Origin of the sequence: Nitrospira sp. BLG_1 (assembly GCF_047338595.1) — a bacterium.
GTDB lineage: Bacteria > Nitrospirota > Nitrospiria > Nitrospirales > Nitrospiraceae > Nitrospira_D.
Genome location: NZ_JBLFBO010000010.1, coordinates 92481 through 108028, shown reverse-complemented (window position 1 = coordinate 108028; position 15548 = coordinate 92481). Strand labels below are relative to the sequence as shown.

At 56.0% G+C, this 15548-nt stretch carries 17 protein-coding genes; 1 reads left to right on the top strand and 16 read right to left on the bottom strand.

Features of this window, described 5'->3' with window-relative positions; genetic code table 11:
• Nucleotides 1-259 precede the first annotated feature (259 nt).
• From ACMTNU_RS11140 to ACMTNU_RS11120, 5 genes are all read right to left on the bottom strand, one after another.
• Entirely contained in the window at nucleotides 260-1057 is a 798-nt protein-coding gene (locus ACMTNU_RS11140; RefSeq protein ID WP_413935324.1) for a flagellar motor protein MotB, read from the bottom strand.
• A gap of 117 nt (nucleotides 1058-1174) precedes the next feature.
• Nucleotides 1175-1945: a flagellar motor protein gene (locus tag ACMTNU_RS11135; protein WP_413935323.1), complete on the bottom strand. Its 771-nt coding sequence runs from the start codon at nucleotides 1943-1945 to the stop codon at nucleotides 1175-1177.
• A 133-nt stretch (nucleotides 1946-2078) separates the two neighbouring features.
• Nucleotides 2079-2666: a protein phosphatase CheZ gene (locus ACMTNU_RS11130; RefSeq protein WP_413935322.1), complete on the bottom strand. Its 588-nt coding sequence runs from the start codon at nucleotides 2664-2666 to the stop codon at nucleotides 2079-2081.
• A 49-nt stretch (nucleotides 2667-2715) separates the two neighbouring features.
• Nucleotides 2716-3078, bottom strand: coding sequence for a chemotaxis response regulator CheY (locus ACMTNU_RS11125; protein ID WP_090750679.1), 363 nt, complete (start codon nucleotides 3076-3078; stop codon nucleotides 2716-2718).
• Nucleotides 3079-3387: 309 nt separating this feature from the next.
• Nucleotides 3388-3633, bottom strand: a complete 246-nt coding sequence (locus ACMTNU_RS11120; protein ID WP_413935321.1) for a helix-turn-helix domain-containing protein — start codon at nucleotides 3631-3633, stop codon at nucleotides 3388-3390.
• 167 nt (nucleotides 3634-3800) lie between these two features.
• Between ACMTNU_RS11120 and ACMTNU_RS11115 the strand changes: the two genes are divergently transcribed.
• The gene (locus ACMTNU_RS11115; protein ID WP_413935320.1) at nucleotides 3801-4700 is read left to right on the top strand and encodes a P-loop NTPase; all 900 of its coding nucleotides are present in this window, start codon (nucleotides 3801-3803) and stop codon (nucleotides 4698-4700) included.
• Between the two features lie 39 nt (nucleotides 4701-4739).
• On the opposite strand, the gene ACMTNU_RS11110 is transcribed toward ACMTNU_RS11115, so the two are convergent.
• The 11 genes from ACMTNU_RS11110 to ACMTNU_RS11060 all read right to left on the bottom strand — a co-directional run bounded on the left by ACMTNU_RS11110 (nucleotide 4740) and on the right by ACMTNU_RS11060 (nucleotide 15547).
• On the bottom strand, nucleotides 4740-5738 hold the full coding sequence (locus ACMTNU_RS11110; protein WP_413935319.1) for a methyl-accepting chemotaxis protein: 999 nt from the start codon (nucleotides 5736-5738) through the stop codon (nucleotides 4740-4742).
• A 40-nt stretch (nucleotides 5739-5778) separates the two neighbouring features.
• Nucleotides 5779-6387: a PilZ domain-containing protein gene (locus ACMTNU_RS11105; protein WP_413935318.1), complete on the bottom strand. Its 609-nt coding sequence runs from the start codon at nucleotides 6385-6387 to the stop codon at nucleotides 5779-5781.
• A 174-nt stretch (nucleotides 6388-6561) separates the two neighbouring features.
• Nucleotides 6562-6888 (bottom strand): hypothetical protein, encoded by a 327-nt coding sequence (locus ACMTNU_RS11100; protein WP_413935317.1) that lies wholly within the window; start codon nucleotides 6886-6888, stop codon nucleotides 6562-6564.
• Nucleotides 6885-7280: a flagellar export chaperone FliS gene (fliS, locus tag ACMTNU_RS11095; protein ID WP_413935316.1), complete on the bottom strand. Its 396-nt coding sequence runs from the start codon at nucleotides 7278-7280 to the stop codon at nucleotides 6885-6887. The genes ACMTNU_RS11100 and fliS overlap by 4 nt, the downstream gene beginning before the upstream one ends.
• Nucleotides 7281-7298: 18 nt before the next feature.
• On the bottom strand, nucleotides 7299-8699 hold the full coding sequence (gene fliD / locus ACMTNU_RS11090; protein ID WP_413935315.1) for a flagellar filament capping protein FliD: 1401 nt from the start codon (nucleotides 8697-8699) through the stop codon (nucleotides 7299-7301).
• Nucleotides 8700-8720: 21 nt separating this feature from the next.
• Nucleotides 8721-9080 (bottom strand): flagellar protein FlaG, encoded by a 360-nt coding sequence (locus ACMTNU_RS11085; protein ID WP_413935314.1) that lies wholly within the window; start codon nucleotides 9078-9080, stop codon nucleotides 8721-8723.
• Nucleotides 9081-9154: 74 nt separating this feature from the next.
• Nucleotides 9155-9982: a flagellin gene (locus tag ACMTNU_RS11080; RefSeq protein ID WP_413935313.1), complete on the bottom strand. Its 828-nt coding sequence runs from the start codon at nucleotides 9980-9982 to the stop codon at nucleotides 9155-9157.
• Nucleotides 9983-10174: 192 nt separating this feature from the next.
• The gene (locus ACMTNU_RS11075) at nucleotides 10175-10702 is read right to left on the bottom strand and encodes a hypothetical protein (RefSeq protein ID WP_413935312.1); all 528 of its coding nucleotides are present in this window, start codon (nucleotides 10700-10702) and stop codon (nucleotides 10175-10177) included.
• A 27-nt stretch (nucleotides 10703-10729) separates the two neighbouring features.
• A complete protein-coding gene (locus ACMTNU_RS11070; protein ID WP_413935311.1) occupies nucleotides 10730-12403 on the bottom strand; it encodes a glycosyltransferase family 9 protein in 1674 nt (557 codons plus the stop codon).
• Between the two features lie 79 nt (nucleotides 12404-12482).
• Nucleotides 12483-14300 carry a glycosyltransferase gene (locus ACMTNU_RS11065; RefSeq protein WP_413935310.1) on the bottom strand — a complete coding sequence of 606 codons (1818 nt, stop codon included), beginning with the start codon at nucleotides 14298-14300 and terminating at the stop codon, nucleotides 12483-12485.
• Between the two features lie 11 nt (nucleotides 14301-14311).
• Nucleotides 14312-15547: a glycosyltransferase family 9 protein gene (locus ACMTNU_RS11060; RefSeq protein WP_413935309.1), complete on the bottom strand. Its 1236-nt coding sequence runs from the start codon at nucleotides 15545-15547 to the stop codon at nucleotides 14312-14314.
• Nucleotide 15548: the final 1 nt, after the last annotated feature.

Genomic DNA, 15548 nt, shown 5'->3' with positions numbered 1-15548 from the left:
CCATCAACTTCACCAATGCCTCCTTGAATTCTCCTGCTTCAAAAATGGAGAGGTCGCCCGTTGGAGCAAGATGTCTCGGATTTGCCGCTTCAGCCTGAGGCCTATCGGTTCCAGATGCGTCAGTCATCATTGATTGTGAGACCTTTTAGATTGATGCACTAAGGTGTTGTGTCGGCTGTTTTCCAGTGAGACTTGAGCGCCTGCCTTCGACTATTCTTTCTGACGACCCTGACAGGCCCACCGATGGATCGTTCACCCTTTACGGCACCGGAGTCAATGCTCCCTCCTCTACCGGTGGCTCCTCTGAACCAGCCGTGTTTCCGGCCTCGAGCTGAGGCGCGGGCGGCGCCTGTTCGAGAATCACCACCTCGACTCGTCGATTCTTGGCCCGTTGCTCGACATCCAGGTTGGCGGTCACAGGACGCGTATCGGCGTGCCCCACCGCCGACAACCGCTCCGACGGCACGGCAAATAACTCCGATAAGACTCTGACGACCATGACCGCACGGGCGGCAGAGAGTTCCCAGTTTGAAGGGAATTGTGCCGTGCGTATGGGAACGTTGTCCGTGTGCCCCTCGACCCTGGTGTATCGATTGAGTTCCACAATGGCCGCGCTCAGGCCTTCCAGAAATGGCAGCGCTTCGCTGCGTATGGCTGCTTCACCGCTGTTGAACAATAATTGATCCGGAATGGTGATCACGATATCCCCGTTCACTCGCTCCGTGATCCGGACCAACGCCAACTGCGGCGAGGTCTTAATCCCTTTCACGAGATTGCGCAGTTTTCGAATGGCAACCTCTTTACTCCCCGGTGAATCTGGTGCTGTCAGTGCAGATTTGTTGGCGCTCAACGTCAACGGGGTTGGGGTGGATGGAGGCGCCACGATAGGATTCAGCGCAGCCTTGATCGACTCGCTGACGGTTCGGTACTTTCCGACATTGACGGATGAAATCGAGTACATCACAACAAAAAAGGCAAACAACAAGGTAATAAAGTCGGCATAAGAGACGAGCCACCGCTCGTGGTTTTCATGCTCCTCATGTTTGTGTTTCGCCATGGATCACGCGTGAAGCGTATCTCGTGCCAGTATTTCGTGTTTCAGGTTGAACGTTTCAGGTTTTCAGACAACGTGAAACATGAAATGTGGAACCTGAAACCTCGCGCGACGCGCGCGTTACTTCTTCCCTTCTTTTGTCCGCTCATTGTGCGGCAGTACACCTTCCAACTTCTCCTGCAAGAGTCGTGGATTTTCCCCCTGAGCAAGCCCCGCCAGCCCCATAATCATCAAGTTTCTGGAACCGGGTTGCTCCTTCAACTTCAATTTGATCTTATTGGCCAAGGGCAAGAAGAAGAGATTCGCCGCGCCTACTCCGTATACCGTCGCCACGAATGCCACCGCGATTCCGCCGCCCAACTTTGACGGATCGGCCAAATTTTCCATCACGTGGATGAGACCGAGCACGGCTCCGATGATGCCGACGGTTGGGGCATAGCCCCCGGCTGCCTCCCAGACCTTCGCTGCGATCACCCCTTGCTCCTCATGGTGCTCCACCTCAATTTCGAGGATTTCGATCACCGCTTTGGGCTCCGTCCCGTCGACAATAAGCTGGACACCTTTTTTCATGAACGGATCCGTGATGGTTTTGAGCTTGCCCTCCAACGCCAGCAGCCCTTGTTTTCGCGAGATATTGGCAAGCTCCAGGATGAGTTTGATCGTCCCTTTGTTGTCGATGTGGGGTCCTGAGATTGCGATGCTCAGTGCGCCGAATGCTTTGATCACCACCGGCAATGGATTCTGAATGCAAATCGCACCAAACGTACCGCCGATCACGATGATGAAGGCCGTGAGCTGCATGATCGAGCCCACGTGCCCACCTTCGAGCACCTGGCCCCCGATAATGGAGCCCAATGCGATCACGATCCCGAGGATTGTTGCGATATCCATTCGCCATCGCCCTCATGAGTGCAGCGTGACCCGGCCTGACCGGTTTGTGCGTAGACGTTTCATGTTTCCTGGTTCAGGCTCTTCCACAACCTGGAACATGCAACGTGAAACATGAAACCTGCCTGCCTGTTGCCTACTTGAATCCGAATTGTGCCAGGATATCGTCGGCCACTTTCTGCTTCATGGCGGTGGTCTTTGACTCCTCGAGTTGTTTCAACAGATGCCCCGCCGTGCCTTCCATTACCATCTTCTGTCCGTTCTCTTGCAAACCGAACACCACCACGAGTTCCATCAACTTATGTTGCACTTCATCGAGAATCGAGACGAGTTTTTTGACCCGTTGTGCGACCAAATCTTGGAAGGATAAGGCCGTCATGATTTCGGTCAAATATTTCCCCTCCTGACTCACAAGGGTATTGATGTTGGCCAGTCGCTCCGCAAGCTTGGCACAGTCCATCGTCTGCAAGACCTCGATGATCGCTCGCAGCTCTTTCCCGATCTGGCTGTGCTCATCCTGGATCAATTCCGTCAATCGCATCACCTCGAGCGTCCCTTCTTCCGTCATCTTATTGAGATCACTCAGATGCGTGGATGCCGTGGGCAACTGTTGGCTGCTGGAGACCAGCTGTGGACCTGCGCTGGAAATGGCTTTCATGGCGTTTTCGACGAACCGTGCCAAGTCGCCGAGTTCTTCGTAGAGTTTATGTCCTCGTTTTTTCACGCGTACCTCCCTCGAGTCCGCTCATACCCAATGCCTCGCGCCCTCCGCGTTACTTGAATATCTTGGCGAGTTTTTCCTGCATGGTTTCGGCCGTGAACGGTTTCACGATGTAATTACTGACTCCCGCCTGTACCGCCTCTACCAAATTTTTTTGTTGTGCCTCCGCCGTCACCATGAGGACCGGTATGGCTTTCAATTGTTCGTCCGCTCGGATCGCCCGGAGCATGTCGATTCCCGTCATCACCGGCATGTTCCAATCCGAGACGACGAAATCATACTTGCTGGACTTGAGTTTCTGCAGACCATCTTGACCGTTTTCGGCTTCGTCGATATTGGAGAAGCCAAGTTGTTTAAGCACGTTCTTGACGATTCTTCGCATCGTGACCATGTCATCCACGATGAGAATTTTCATACTTAGATCGGCTGGCATATTGCCTCCTTTTCTCAGCCCACGGCCAACTCTCCGACCGCTGTGCATGCTCGGCGGAGAATGGTCTACTCCTTCACCATCGATCGGAATAATTGTTGAACGACCTGATCCTGAGGGACGACCACTCGTGATGCTCACCGAGCAGAACAACGCTCGCAGGTGCATGTGGAGAACGGCTCACTCGCATGACTCCACCACAGGCCGGCTCACACCCACCGCCCATCCCCGCAACCATATCCGGCATGCACCGCGATCGCCCAGGCTCCGACGGATCTCGCGATGTTCGGCTCGTCACGCGGCGTGCTTGGACCGGCTATGCATCCATTCATGAATGTCACGTCGGAGAAAACGCCAATGTTTTCCGATTTTGGACGCCGGCAATTCCCCGCCTCGTGCCAGCTTATAGACAGTGGACTTGGGCACGCGAAGAAACCGCGCCACCTCCATGACCGTGAGGATTTCTCCGTCCCGGCTGGCGCCCGTTTCAGACTGAGTCGTCGTTTCAGCAGATACATCGCTATTCATAACGAGTGACATATCGGCGTATCAGCTGGGAAACTTAAGCTGCTGTTGTAACCACCTCTCCATCATCAGCGATCATTGCTCTCCACTCTGTGCGGATCGCGTCCGGTCTGTTCAGATTTCACGGGTCGCGACCGAAGAAGACTGTGACAGTGTTTCCAAATCAACAGGAACGGATCTCAATGGCACATATCATCTCCGTCGCGTCAGGGAAAGGTGGGGTCGGCAAGAGTGTCGTCGCCACGAATCTGGCCTTGCTCCTCGCCAAGAAGGGGAAGCAGGTGGTGCTCGCAGACCTGGACGTCGGCGGGGCCGACGCCCACATCCTGCTCGGCCTGCTTAACCCTCCCATGACCTTGACCGACTTTCTCACTCATCGCGTCGAGCGGTTGGATGCCCTGGCTCAACCGCTCCCGCTTCATCCCAATTTGAAGATCATCCCCGGCACCGGCGATACCTTGGCCACCGCCAACATGCCCTATTCACAGAAAAGGCGTTTGATCCGGCATTTTCAAGACATCCACGCAGACTTGATCCTCGTCGATATCGGAGCCGGCACGAGCTATCATGCCCTCGACTTCTTTCTGATGGCCGACCACCACATCGCTGTGGCAACTCCTGATCCGACATCGGTCCTGGACCTCTATCGCTTCATCAAGCTCGCGGCCATTCGCCGCGTTCTCTCCATGTTCCTGATGCGAGATGTGGCGGCGGAAGGTCTCGCGAACCGGGACTACAGTAGCGTGGAAGAGGTGCTGGACGTCGCGGGGAAAACGGATGAATCCGGCCGCAGGATTGCTGAAACCACATTGCAGGCTTTTCACCCGGCGCTCATCCTTAACCGCACCTCAGGGCGTGCCCGTGTAAATGTGCCGCAGCTCAAGAAACTCCTCAAGGAATATGTCGGAGGGGATTTAAGCTTGCTTGGGGAAATTCCGGAGGATGTTGCGATGGAACAGTCCGTGCGGGCGTACGTCCCGGTCATCCAGCATAGTCCATCCTCCCCTTCCGCAGTGGCCCTGGGACGCATTGCTGACGCCTTGTTGACCACGCTGGCGACAGCGACTTCCTCAGCTGCCTAACCTGAACCGGCTGTGAGTGGTCTCCCTCCGTCACCTTCGTTACGGTCTCTGGACGATCACGGCATACCATCCCAACCCGTCATACTCCTGGTATCCGATGGTCTTGGCAAATGCAACGATCTCTCCATCGGCATTCGTGTAATAGCCCTTCGACTGTCCCTTATGCTCCAGCCTAAATGGTTGAAGCAGCCCTTTGTCATCGGACGACGCGATCACACGCAGATTGTTGTCGAGCAACATCACTCGGCTGCGCGTCCACGTTTCGGCTGACATCGTCACTTCTTTTCGGACGATGGTCCTGGCCTGAGTTTCCCAATCGAATACTACTCCAAGGACACCGATGCTCTTGCCGTCGACTTTCGCGGCCTGCCTGACGGCCGTCGCGAACACCGCGACCAATCGACCATCGTGGGCGCCATCGTTGGCAATATCATCGACGGCATACTGATCACCCGCCGTCGTGGCCATGGCGTTCCTGAACCAGAGAGACCGCGAGACATTTGAGCCCACGACCTTGGGAAATTGTGTCGGCCGGGAGCAGGCGAGCACCTCTCCCTTCACCCCCACCAGAATCAAATTCAGATAGACCGAGTAAAAGCGGTTGATGAGACTGAGCCGCTCCTCCGCATGCCTAAGCGCTGGGCCCTCGAGCGATTCCAACCCCTGAACCAACGCTTCATCCGTCGCCCACCATCGAACATCGGCGGTACGTTCATACAAATTGCGCACGATCAACTGTACCAGGGTCTGCGCGGTATCAGACAGTCGGTCCCATTCCCGTTCTGTGAACTGTTGCAGCAACTCGTTTCGCAGACTTCCGAGATCCTCCGATGCAGTGGCCGCCTGGGATGCAAGCGTCCGCACCTCGTTGGCGACGACGCCGAACCCTCGTCCTGCTTCACCGGCTCTTGCCGCTTCGATAGTGGCGTTCAGCGAAAGAATAGTGATCTGGCTGCTGATTCTCGCATTTTCACTTCGGTAGGCATCGATCCGCTTCTCAACTTTCGTAATGATTTCCTTGATGCTGGATCGACTCATGAGTGTATTCTCATCAACGAACTTCCCGCCTGAGGGACGTCTAGTTGGGTTGACCTCGTCCTGCGCGCAATCGTTGGGCTTGCACATGCAGAATGTGGCGGATCAAGTGCTCCTGATCATCCGGCGTCAGATCGACAAACTCGGTGGCGATCGTGAAGCCTTGGCCATCGGAGACCGGTACTGCACGAATGACTTTCACATGCACCCGGATCATTGTGAACGGTGGCAAGATGAGCTTCACCGCCAATTGATCATCAGCGGCAAATTCCCGTAACGACACGAACCCGATTCCTCCCCCGCTCAGATTGACATCCGTAGGCTGTGCCATCGAGACGCTAGCCGGCTGACTGATGGCAAGGGCATTCAGCATCACTTCGAGCAGGTAATCGACCTTCCTGATCCATGGGAGGACCGCTGAATCAACCACAACCTCACTGGAGCGAGCCAGAAGATCCAAGGTTGGTTTGTTCACTGCGGCGGCAATGGATTCCGGCGTTGGACGGTTCAGTTCAACCGGCACACTGCTTCCCGCCTCAGTCACCAATCGATATTCCATCAGGACCCGATCATCAATCCTGATCCATTCCCGGCGTTCGTCGGGCTCCGCACTATGAGACGTAGTCGATGCAGTCATGATGGATGATGCCATGATTTAGAGACCTCTCACCCTCATGCGAACCCACACGATGCGCCGTTCACTCTTCGATGCAGCGTGCACGCTTTCACGTGTACAGTTTCAGGTTGTGCAGACATCACGCCGTCATACCCGAATATGACACTTGGAACCGTTGGCCACGACACTTCAGCCGTCACGAGAAACGGGTCAGGCGTCTATCGACACTGTTTCGGGTCCTGATGGCTGGGGAGCGAGACGCTGACGCAATCCTTGCACTTGCCGTTTCGTCATTTGCGCCTCGACGAGCAGATGTTCTATCAGGGCTTGAGCAGTATGGATACGGTCACGCAGTTCGTCATCCATACTCAGCAGCTCATCAGTGGGGAGCGTCGAGTCTGAGAACGAGGCCAGGAGTAGGCCTCGTTCGCTGTAGCACTGAATGACCTCGTCCCATCGCCCCTGCTGAGCCGCCTCACCTGCCGCCTTGGTCAGTCGCACGATTTCCGCCCGACTTCCGCTGTCCGGCGCACTCATCTGGTACCGACCAGACGAGGCTGTTGCTGGCTGGCCACTTCACGCCATGCCTCACGAAGCGTACTCAGACAACGCAGCGGCCCCTCTAACTTGCGTTCATTATTACGTGCATTAGCCTCGACCAATTCCATCAGCATGTAGTCGTATAACCGCCGCAGTGACCGGGCAATCTCTCCCCCCTGTTCAAGGTCGAGCACGCTATTGAGTTCGCCGATGATGGCGATGGCACGCCCCAGATGTCGCGCTTTCTCGCGAACATTCCTCTCTTGAATGTCGCGTCGTGCCATCTCCATGGACTGGATGGCCGCATCGTAGAGCAGCACGACCAGCTGAACACCGGACGATGTCACCACCTGAGTCTGTTCGTACTGACGGGCATACTGCATCATCATGGGGTCTGTCCCTCGTCCTTATTGTTGCCGCTGCGCCGACTGAGCCTGGAGAAATCCGCTTTGTCCATCAAGCTGACGCAACAGGCCGTCTAGAGCGGCAAACTGCCGACGCAGCCGCTCCTCATACCGGCTCACTGCATCCTCTTGTCTGGCAATGTCATTACCGACCCGATCGATCTCGCTCGTCAGGCCATTCTTGCGAAGCGTCAGAGCACCCCCGGTAACGTCGTTGAGCGCATCCACCGCGGTCACGATAGCCTGTGCCAGGCCGGTTGCCGCACCCTGGTTACTGAATAACGCTTTAACTCCGCTATAGTTCGTGTTCAACGCCGTGGATAACTGCCCCTCGTCAACCGTAATCGTGCCATCACGTTCAGTCTTGAACCCGATCTGCCCGACGCTTGAAAACACCGTAGCCCCGCTCACCGATGACGATACTGCCGTTCGAAGCTGCGACAAGGTCGATTTCGCCGCGGCTTCGTTAAAAAAGATGCCGCCTTGTTTCGTCGTCACGTCGTAGGTATTTCGCTCGTTGATGAACTTCACGACTTCATTGTAAGCCGTGGCCACCGCCTTGATGTTTGTCTTCACGGCATCGACATCTTGAGAGAGGCTGACTTGCACCGTCCCTGTCCCCGTGGTCTTCGTCAACGTCAGGGTCACACCGGAAATCGCATCAGACACGGTGTTGGAACTCCGTTCAACCGTCAAAGGATTCAATGCCTGATCACCTATCTGAACTTGAGCATTTTGCGCCGCCGCAAGAGTATCGATGCCGCCGGTCCCACTGCCGTTCAGAAGATCCAAATCCGTCCCATCCGCCACAATGGTGATCGCATTAGCACTGCCGGTATTACTCGAGGACAGCGCCAATCGATAAGATGGTGCGACCTCTGTACCGGTATTGATCACAGAGGCATTGACACCGGCTCCCAAGTTGTTGATTTGCTCGCGCAGGTCGGTCAAGGTCCCCGTGGCCCCGAGCGTCACGGTTTGATTCGCACCGGCTCCCACCTTGAAGGTGAAGGTCGCCGACCCACCACTCACGATGTCCGTAGTTTCTGACGACACGGCCTTAGCGGCCTTACTGACAACTTGATGAGCTTGAGCGAGCTGAAGAACTCGGACACTGTAGGTTCCTGAAGTTGATGAAGAGGAAGCCGACACGGACAAAACCGAAGTGTCTGTCACGGATGCCGTCGTGCGATCAAACGAGGTGGAAAGCCGTAAGGCCTGAGCGGCGCTTTGCAGCGCCGCCACCTTCGTGCTCACCGTGGTCAGATCGGTGAACTTGGTATTGAGATCGGCTTTTTTCTTGGTCAGTCGATCAACTGGCAGTTGGGCAACTTTGACCAGTTGATCGACGACCTTTCCGAAATCCAGCCCGTTTCCGAGCCCACCGAAACTTATCGTCGGCATGCCACATCCTTGTGCGCCAGGTTAGACATGTTCTTCGAACAAGACCCCTCTTGTTCCCGCCAGATTCTTGGCGAGATCGATCACTTCCTTCGGGGGGATCTGTCGTATCACTTCGCCGGAATCCCCCTTGAGAATTTTCACAATGACTCGTTCAAGGTCAGGATCGACTTCGATCTGCAACTGCGAGCCCGATTGCTGGAACGCTTCCTTCACTTTACTCACGGCTTGCTCAAGCGCTACCCGATCCGTGGGAGAAGCAAACGAAAAGTCAGCACCCTGCTGGTGCTCAACGACAGGCTTTGTCCTGGGTTGAACACTGGTTTGACTTTTGTTATTGGCAGCGGCCGGGAGATCAACCTTCGATGTTACATTGGTGATCATAATGCCCCCTCAATCACTCCGTTCACCGAACCCCTCTCCGGTGTAGGAGAGGGGCGGTGGACGGAATGCCGCCATTATCCTCGGAGTAACGCCAACGCTTGTTGCGGTAACGTGTTGGCCTGTGCCAACGTCGCGATACCGGCCTGCACCAAGATCTGATTCTTGGTGAAGATGGACGTTTCAAGCGCAATATCCGCATCACGGATACGCGACTCTGCAGCAGTGAGGTTTTCACTCGTGACCTGCAGGTTGGCAATTGTCGCCTCAAACCGGTTCTGAATCGAACCGTATTCGGCTCGTGCCGTGGCAATAGCACTGATGGCACTATCCACGTTAGCCAAGGCGCTGGTCGCGTTGGCGGAAGTGGACACGTTGACGCTGGATAAACCCAACGAGCTGGTGGTGATGTCATTGAGATCCAAGCTCAGTGTATTCCCCGAGCCGCTTCGGAATCCGATTGCGATGGAGAAGCTGATCGATGAGCCACTCGTCAACGCCTGGCCGTTGAACTCGGTTACCTGAGCGATACGGTCGATTTCCGACCGCAGAGCGACGAACTCCTGATCAATGTAGGATCGCTCGGTATTGCCCACGGTGCCGCTCGCCGATTGCGAAGACAGCTCGCGGAGCCGAGCCAGCAACGAACCGATCGTCGCGGCTGCACCGTCGGCGATCTGCGTCAAGCTGATCCCGTCCGATGCGTTCCGAGTCGCCTGGTTGATACTGCGAATCTGCGCCCGCAAGGACTCGGACAGTCCAAGACCGGCGGCATCATCGGCAGCTCGCGTCACCCGAAGACCGGATGACAACCGTTCGACCGAACGGTTCAGGCTCAAGGTATTGATCGAGAGATTCCTCTGAGCCGCAATGGATGCAGGATTGTTGTTAACGATAAGAGCCATTGCCCTTCCTCCTTGAAACTAGAACACCATCTGCTGCTGTGCTTCCGACATCCGTGTAGAAGCCGTGTCCCCCTACGCCTGTACGTGGCGTGCCTGTCTTATCGGCCAATCTCCCAGGGACTTGAGCTTCCAAAGGAATTCGCAGAGATGAGGGCTACCTCGCCAGAATGGGAACGAATGAACATCACGGGCTCAGACCGCAATCCTTGGAAGAATTTCATATTCCAGCAAATCCGCCATTCTTACGGTATCACGGATACGCCTGGCGGCCAGAAGCTCTTCAATCCATCCTACGATGGCATGCCCCTGCGATTGGGTTCCGACCCGTTTCTGCCCGTTCTCGATGATCTCAACCGCATCCGCAACCTTCCCTAGCCAGGCATCGAATGATGAAAGATCCTGTACTCCCATTCGAAACTGGTTGGCGAGCGATGTACCTTCCTCCACAACCACACTCCGATATCGTTCGATCGCACCATGTGCAGATTCAAGAATCTCCTGCTGCGTCGATGACGTGGCGATTAATTGGCGGTAGTTTGCGGAAGTCTGTTGGAGCAGGTGTGGGTCGATGTCTCGATCCGTGATCCGACGACTATCGAGCATCACGGTCGTCACGATGCGAGAACGAGCATGCGCCCGTTCACTCAGATCAGCGAGGATGTCACCGAGCGTCGCCGTGCTTCCGGCTTGCCATTGATCGTTGTCCAATTGAATATTCATCAGTTCTCTCCCTTTGCACCAAGTGGCTCATGCCGCTTGCCGCTCTCGCCCAAGTGCGATGAGATTGGCCCTATATCCAGGTATGCCCCTCTGATCACCGGGGTACAGGCCAGCCAGACACCGATCAACATCTCTCAAACGTCTCAGCCAGGTGTGATAGGCAGCAGCCTGATGCTTCGCAAGTCGGTCCAACCCGATGACATTGTCGTTTCTCATATGACGCCCAAACGCTGCTGCGAGAGGGGCCAGTGCCTCGGTGGTCAGCCCAATGCGAAGCAACCGCTCTTGATCGGCTCGTTGCTCGCGCTGCAACCGTTTCAACTCTGGAAGATCGACCGATGCTCGACAAGCCGCTCGAGCGATTTCATCCGCTCTTTGACATGCCGTCTCCAAAAGCGGCATGAGGGTCCGCAGCTGTACGTTCACCTCCGCCGCATCGGGAGGTGGTCCCTCGGGAAGAGGAAGGCGACTCTGCAATCCCGTATGGGCTTCATACCAATAACGACGCCAAAACGCCGCATACCAAGCCGTGACAGGAGACTCCGTTCCAACCTTCAACTGAAAGGTGCCGAGCCTATCCTCATCCACTCCGGACTCATACAGGCGTGCCCCTGATACCCTCGTAGGGACAGCCCCGATCTTCAACACATGGCACATGAGATCAGCGACAACGTCCACAGAGATACGGTCTTTGCAGGCATGATGGGCACAGACTTGGTCGAACCCGCAGGGAGCACATTCCAACTCCGGTTGAATCACCCAATGACCAGCCCCATAGGGACCAGTTTCCTGAAAGTCCACATGTCCCACAGAAAGATCAATCACTGAGGTGCCGGCCGCCACCCCAATATGCATGGGACCCGTATCGTTGGTCAGCAGTAATCGACATTCCGCCAGCAAACCTGCGAGTTGGTTCAACGTCGTATGGCCAGCCACATTCTTGATCGGACTCTTCCCTCCGGCTTCGCGATAGACCTGTACGACCTCCGCGATGGTCGCTTCCTCTTCGCGACTTCCAATAAGGAGTATTCCGCCTTGCCATCGCTTGCTCACATTTGCGAGAGCATGGCCAAAGAGCTGCGGACGCCAGGCCTTCATACTGTCGCTTGCCCCGGCCTGTACGGCAATCCACTCAGTTACCCCGGTGAGGGCTTCCTTCGCCCACCTGTGGTCTTCTTGAGTAAGAGACAATCGAAGTGGAGAAAATGTCCCTTGGCGACTGCCACCGAGTGCATAGATATCGACGAGATTGAATCGATTGAGCCGGCGAAACTGGTGAAAATCGCAGAAATACCCCATCCAGGGATTCTCAACGACCATGCCACCGTCCCATGCGCTTTGGGCCCCACGAATATCGGGAGCCCCAACGAATCCAGCCAGGAGCGCGCTCGGCCTATTGAACGTCAGATTAATGACTCGATCATACCGATGCTCCGCCAATGGCTTCGCCCAGGCCGCCACCTCCTGATACAGCGCGACCACATCCTTCACGAGCGCACGGCTCTCATCGATCAGGGCGTGAAAATCCAACGCGATGACCTCGCGCAATCCCTTCAACAACGAGGCGACCGGTGCGAACCGTCGATCCACGACAAGATCTACGCCAACTCCCGGCCATTCTTCATGGAGTCGATCCAGCAAGGCGCCCATCTGGACAAGATCACCCATCCGGGTAATATTCAAAATTAGCACTTGCTTCACATTCGCACTCCAGCAGGGAACGTTGTTTCAGGTTTTAGGTTCAACGTGAAACAAGAAACCAGCAACTTAAAACTCTTCGTCATACCAGATCTTTTGTTTCCGCTCGATAACTGTCGATCATGAGCACCAACAGCTCTTCTCGAGCCAGTTGATGTCCAGCAGCTCGTGCTCGAATGTCAGCCGCAAGGTCCTTCAACTCAATTCGTTGTCCCGTCGGAAAGCGATTGAGTAAGGGAAGCAGCTCCGGCACCGACGCGGCCCGTTCCTTCAGACCTGTGGTGAGCCGGTCTCCTCGCAAGATCGAGCCGATGCGATCGGGTTGAGAAAGACCCACCGTGGAAAGTAGCTCTTGCAGACGATGGCGATAGGTATGGTCACGCAGCACCCGTCGACGCGATGCCTCAGCATGGGCACGGCGACCCTCCGTATCTGGCAGCCACCTCCGAATCAGTTGTGGGACATCTTCTGTACGGCGAAAGGACGCCACCTCCTCCGAGGTAAACAAATCGGGAAGGAGTGTCCTGTCATCCACAAGCTGAAACGCACCACAGGCAGCTAATTCAAAGGTGCGGGGGTTCACGAAGTCCGGCTGAGGATCCATGCCTGTTCCGGAGCACGAATGCAGATTCAAATTGACGGCCGTAGCGTTGAACACCTTCATGCAAGTATCGGTATCGATCCTGGCACCGTTTCGTTGAAGCACTCCGGAGAGCGCGGCAGCACCGTCCCATTCATTCCCCCACAGTTTCATCGTCCATTCGTGAGAGAGCCACTGCGGCAAGAGGATCCGTCGGTTGGCATAGCCAGCTCCGACGAAGGAGACGTCGGCGCCATATTCCTGATGCTCAGCCGCTGTGAGCGTCATCGGACGATGCACCGTGGGATCCGCCGCCATAGGAAGGTAGTGCACATGAGCCGCTCCGGCCCGTTTCAATGCGTCGAAACAATCCCCTTGCTGAATCACAAACCAGTAATCGTATCCTGCCGCCAACTGTTGCCAGTAGGTCAAATGCCGATAGTTCTCCACGAACCACATGGCCGTCAGAAACTTCTTCTTGCGCAGATGTTGTAAGACCGCCAAGCTCAACGGTGCTTGAGCAATGGCCAGAACCAGATCGGGCGGATCTTCCGCGAGATGCGCCATCGTGCTCAGGCTGAGCACGTCGGCAAATCGGCTTTGAAGCATCAAGCGATGGCGTTCTTCGCGATAGGATCCGAAGGCCTCGTAGCTCCCCTGATGCACGTGGTGATCAAGCCAGCTGACTCGATGGCCCAACTCATTCAACGCCGAGACGACATAGCGAGCAATCGGCAGCGACCCTCCGTAGATCGGACCGACCACCGCCACATGCAGTTGGCCTCCGGCTTTCGCAGCCATGATGCGGCGAAGACTCGTCTGCAGTCGCTCATGAACATCACCGTGCAGACGTGCGGCCGGTCCATAGGTACAGAACCGCAATGGAGAGGATAGCGCAGTCAATTGCGTGGCCATTTCCTCCGGCGTGCCCGTCACCCACTGAATCCTGTTGATCCATGATCCGAGTGGCCTTGCCCCCATTGCATCTTTTAAGACGGATAGATCCGGCACCACGATGGCCGTTCGGGCATCGGCGGGGCAAGCAAAGGCAAGCGCCTCCACGTGATACAGAAGACCGACCCCGAGAACTACCGCCACCTCTCCAGGTTTCCATTCCTTGAGTTGCTGTTCTGCCCAGGACCTGGCTTCTTTCTTGGGGTCATAGGCGCTGTGGACCCATTGATCTTGAAACCTCGCCGAAGGGGACCCCTCACGTGAGGGAACAATCGAAAGGACCCCACCGGAGGAGTTCCACAGCGCGGAGACAAGATCAGGGACAGTCTGACGAAGGTTTTCTAGGTTCTGGTTCAGGTGCTCCACGGAACTCCCCCTCACACCGCAGTCGGATGCAACTCGTTCCAGATTTGCTCTCGTTGAAGCGGGGCAACCGGTTCTTGTCCCGCCTGAACATAGTACGCTCCCCATCGATCTCGATAACTTGTCCACAGAGACCAGCCGTCGACGGAAGCGGCTGATCCGTTCGACAACAAGGCAATCGTCCCCTCGATCGGCCACTGAACCGGTGATACGCGAAGTGTGTCGAGCGACTCGATCCGCCGCGGATCTTCTCGTTCGAGCTTCACGTGTAATGCTTCACGCTTCACGGCCTCCGCTTGCCAGATCCAATGGCTCTGCCCGTAAGGGCCCGTCTCATGAACTCGCGCTCTCGCAAAGTACCACCCGATCACCGAGGTCCCCACCGCTGCTGCTAGGTGAAGCGGGCCGGTGTCGGCTCCGATCACGACCTGGCAGCGGGTCAGTGCCTGTGCCAATTCCGCCAGCGAAAGTCGACCGGTCGTATCCCAGACTCGCCCTACGAGTGAAGAAGGAAGTGAGGCCAGAATCCAGCTGGCTCGTTCTTGTTCTTGTCGACTTCCCAATAACAGGACACGACTTCCCTGGAGCTGCTCCAGACAGCCTGCGATCAAACGCGCCCAGGCCATGGCCGGAACTAATCGTTCCGGATCCCCTGCACCTACCAGTACTCCGATCCAAGGCCCACAGGATTGTCCGATCGGATCGAGATCATTCGGTAGCTGAACTGAGCTCACCTGTATCGGCATGATGTGCTTGGGTGGAGGAACTCCACACATCCCACAAAATGCATCCGCCAAATGAACGCGGTTCCCACTTCTGTTCTTGGCTACCGCTCTCACATAGGCTCCCCAAGGTGATAAGGTCGGATCGAACGGCCGACCAGTCATAGCTCCCATGCTCTCCTGCGCAAGAAGTGCCCCGGCCAGAATGGCGCGTGGATGTTGGTTGAGCACACAGGCACAATCATAGAGCTCTTGCGTGATCGCACGGATATCAGTATCGGCTTCGACGACATACTCAGGCCTGAATTCTTTCTCAGCCAGGCGCGCACGTCGATTCCACGCGGTTCCGTCCCACCTCACTACCGTAGAAATCACAGGAAGTATCCGCCCGATATCCTCTAAGTGGATCGGACAAAGAAGATCCAGGATCCAATCTGCATGAGCCTCTTTCAGCGCCATCATGGCCGGAATCGTCTGAACAAGATCACCGAGCCTCGCAAGCTGGATGAGAAGGACACGTTTTGTCATG

Excerpts from the sequence above, each read along its gene's own strand:
- ACMTNU_RS11140 (WP_413935324.1), bottom strand. The coding sequence starts at position 1,057 with ATGGCGAAACACAAACATGAGGAGCATGAAAACCACGAGCGGTGGCTC.
- ACMTNU_RS11135 (WP_413935323.1), bottom strand. The coding sequence starts at position 1,945 with ATGGATATCGCAACAATCCTCGGGATCGTGATCGCATTGGGCTCCATT.
- ACMTNU_RS11125 (WP_090750679.1), bottom strand. The coding sequence starts at position 3,078 with ATGAAAATTCTCATCGTGGATGACATGGTCACGATGCGAAGAATCGTC.
- ACMTNU_RS11120 (WP_413935321.1), bottom strand. The coding sequence starts at position 3,633 with ATGTCACTCGTTATGAATAGCGATGTATCTGCTGAAACGACGACTCAG.
- ACMTNU_RS11115 (WP_413935320.1), top strand. The coding sequence starts at position 3,801 with ATGGCACATATCATCTCCGTCGCGTCAGGGAAAGGTGGGGTCGGCAAG.
- ACMTNU_RS11110 (WP_413935319.1), bottom strand. The coding sequence starts at position 5,738 with ATGAGTCGATCCAGCATCAAGGAAATCATTACGAAAGTTGAGAAGCGG.
- ACMTNU_RS11105 (WP_413935318.1), bottom strand. The coding sequence starts at position 6,387 with ATGGCATCATCCATCATGACTGCATCGACTACGTCTCATAGTGCGGAG.
- ACMTNU_RS11100 (WP_413935317.1), bottom strand. The coding sequence starts at position 6,888 with ATGAGTGCGCCGGACAGCGGAAGTCGGGCGGAAATCGTGCGACTGACC.
- fliS (WP_413935316.1), bottom strand. The coding sequence starts at position 7,280 with ATGATGATGCAGTATGCCCGTCAGTACGAACAGACTCAGGTGGTGACA.
- fliD (WP_413935315.1), bottom strand. The coding sequence starts at position 8,699 with ATGCCGACGATAAGTTTCGGTGGGCTCGGAAACGGGCTGGATTTCGGA.
- ACMTNU_RS11085 (WP_413935314.1), bottom strand. The coding sequence starts at position 9,080 with ATGATCACCAATGTAACATCGAAGGTTGATCTCCCGGCCGCTGCCAAT.
- ACMTNU_RS11080 (WP_413935313.1), bottom strand. The coding sequence starts at position 9,982 with ATGGCTCTTATCGTTAACAACAATCCTGCATCCATTGCGGCTCAGAGG.
- ACMTNU_RS11075 (WP_413935312.1), bottom strand. The coding sequence starts at position 10,702 with ATGAATATTCAATTGGACAACGATCAATGGCAAGCCGGAAGCACGGCG.
- ACMTNU_RS11060 (WP_413935309.1), bottom strand. The coding sequence starts at position 15,547 with ATGACAAAACGTGTCCTTCTCATCCAGCTTGCGAGGCTCGGTGATCTT.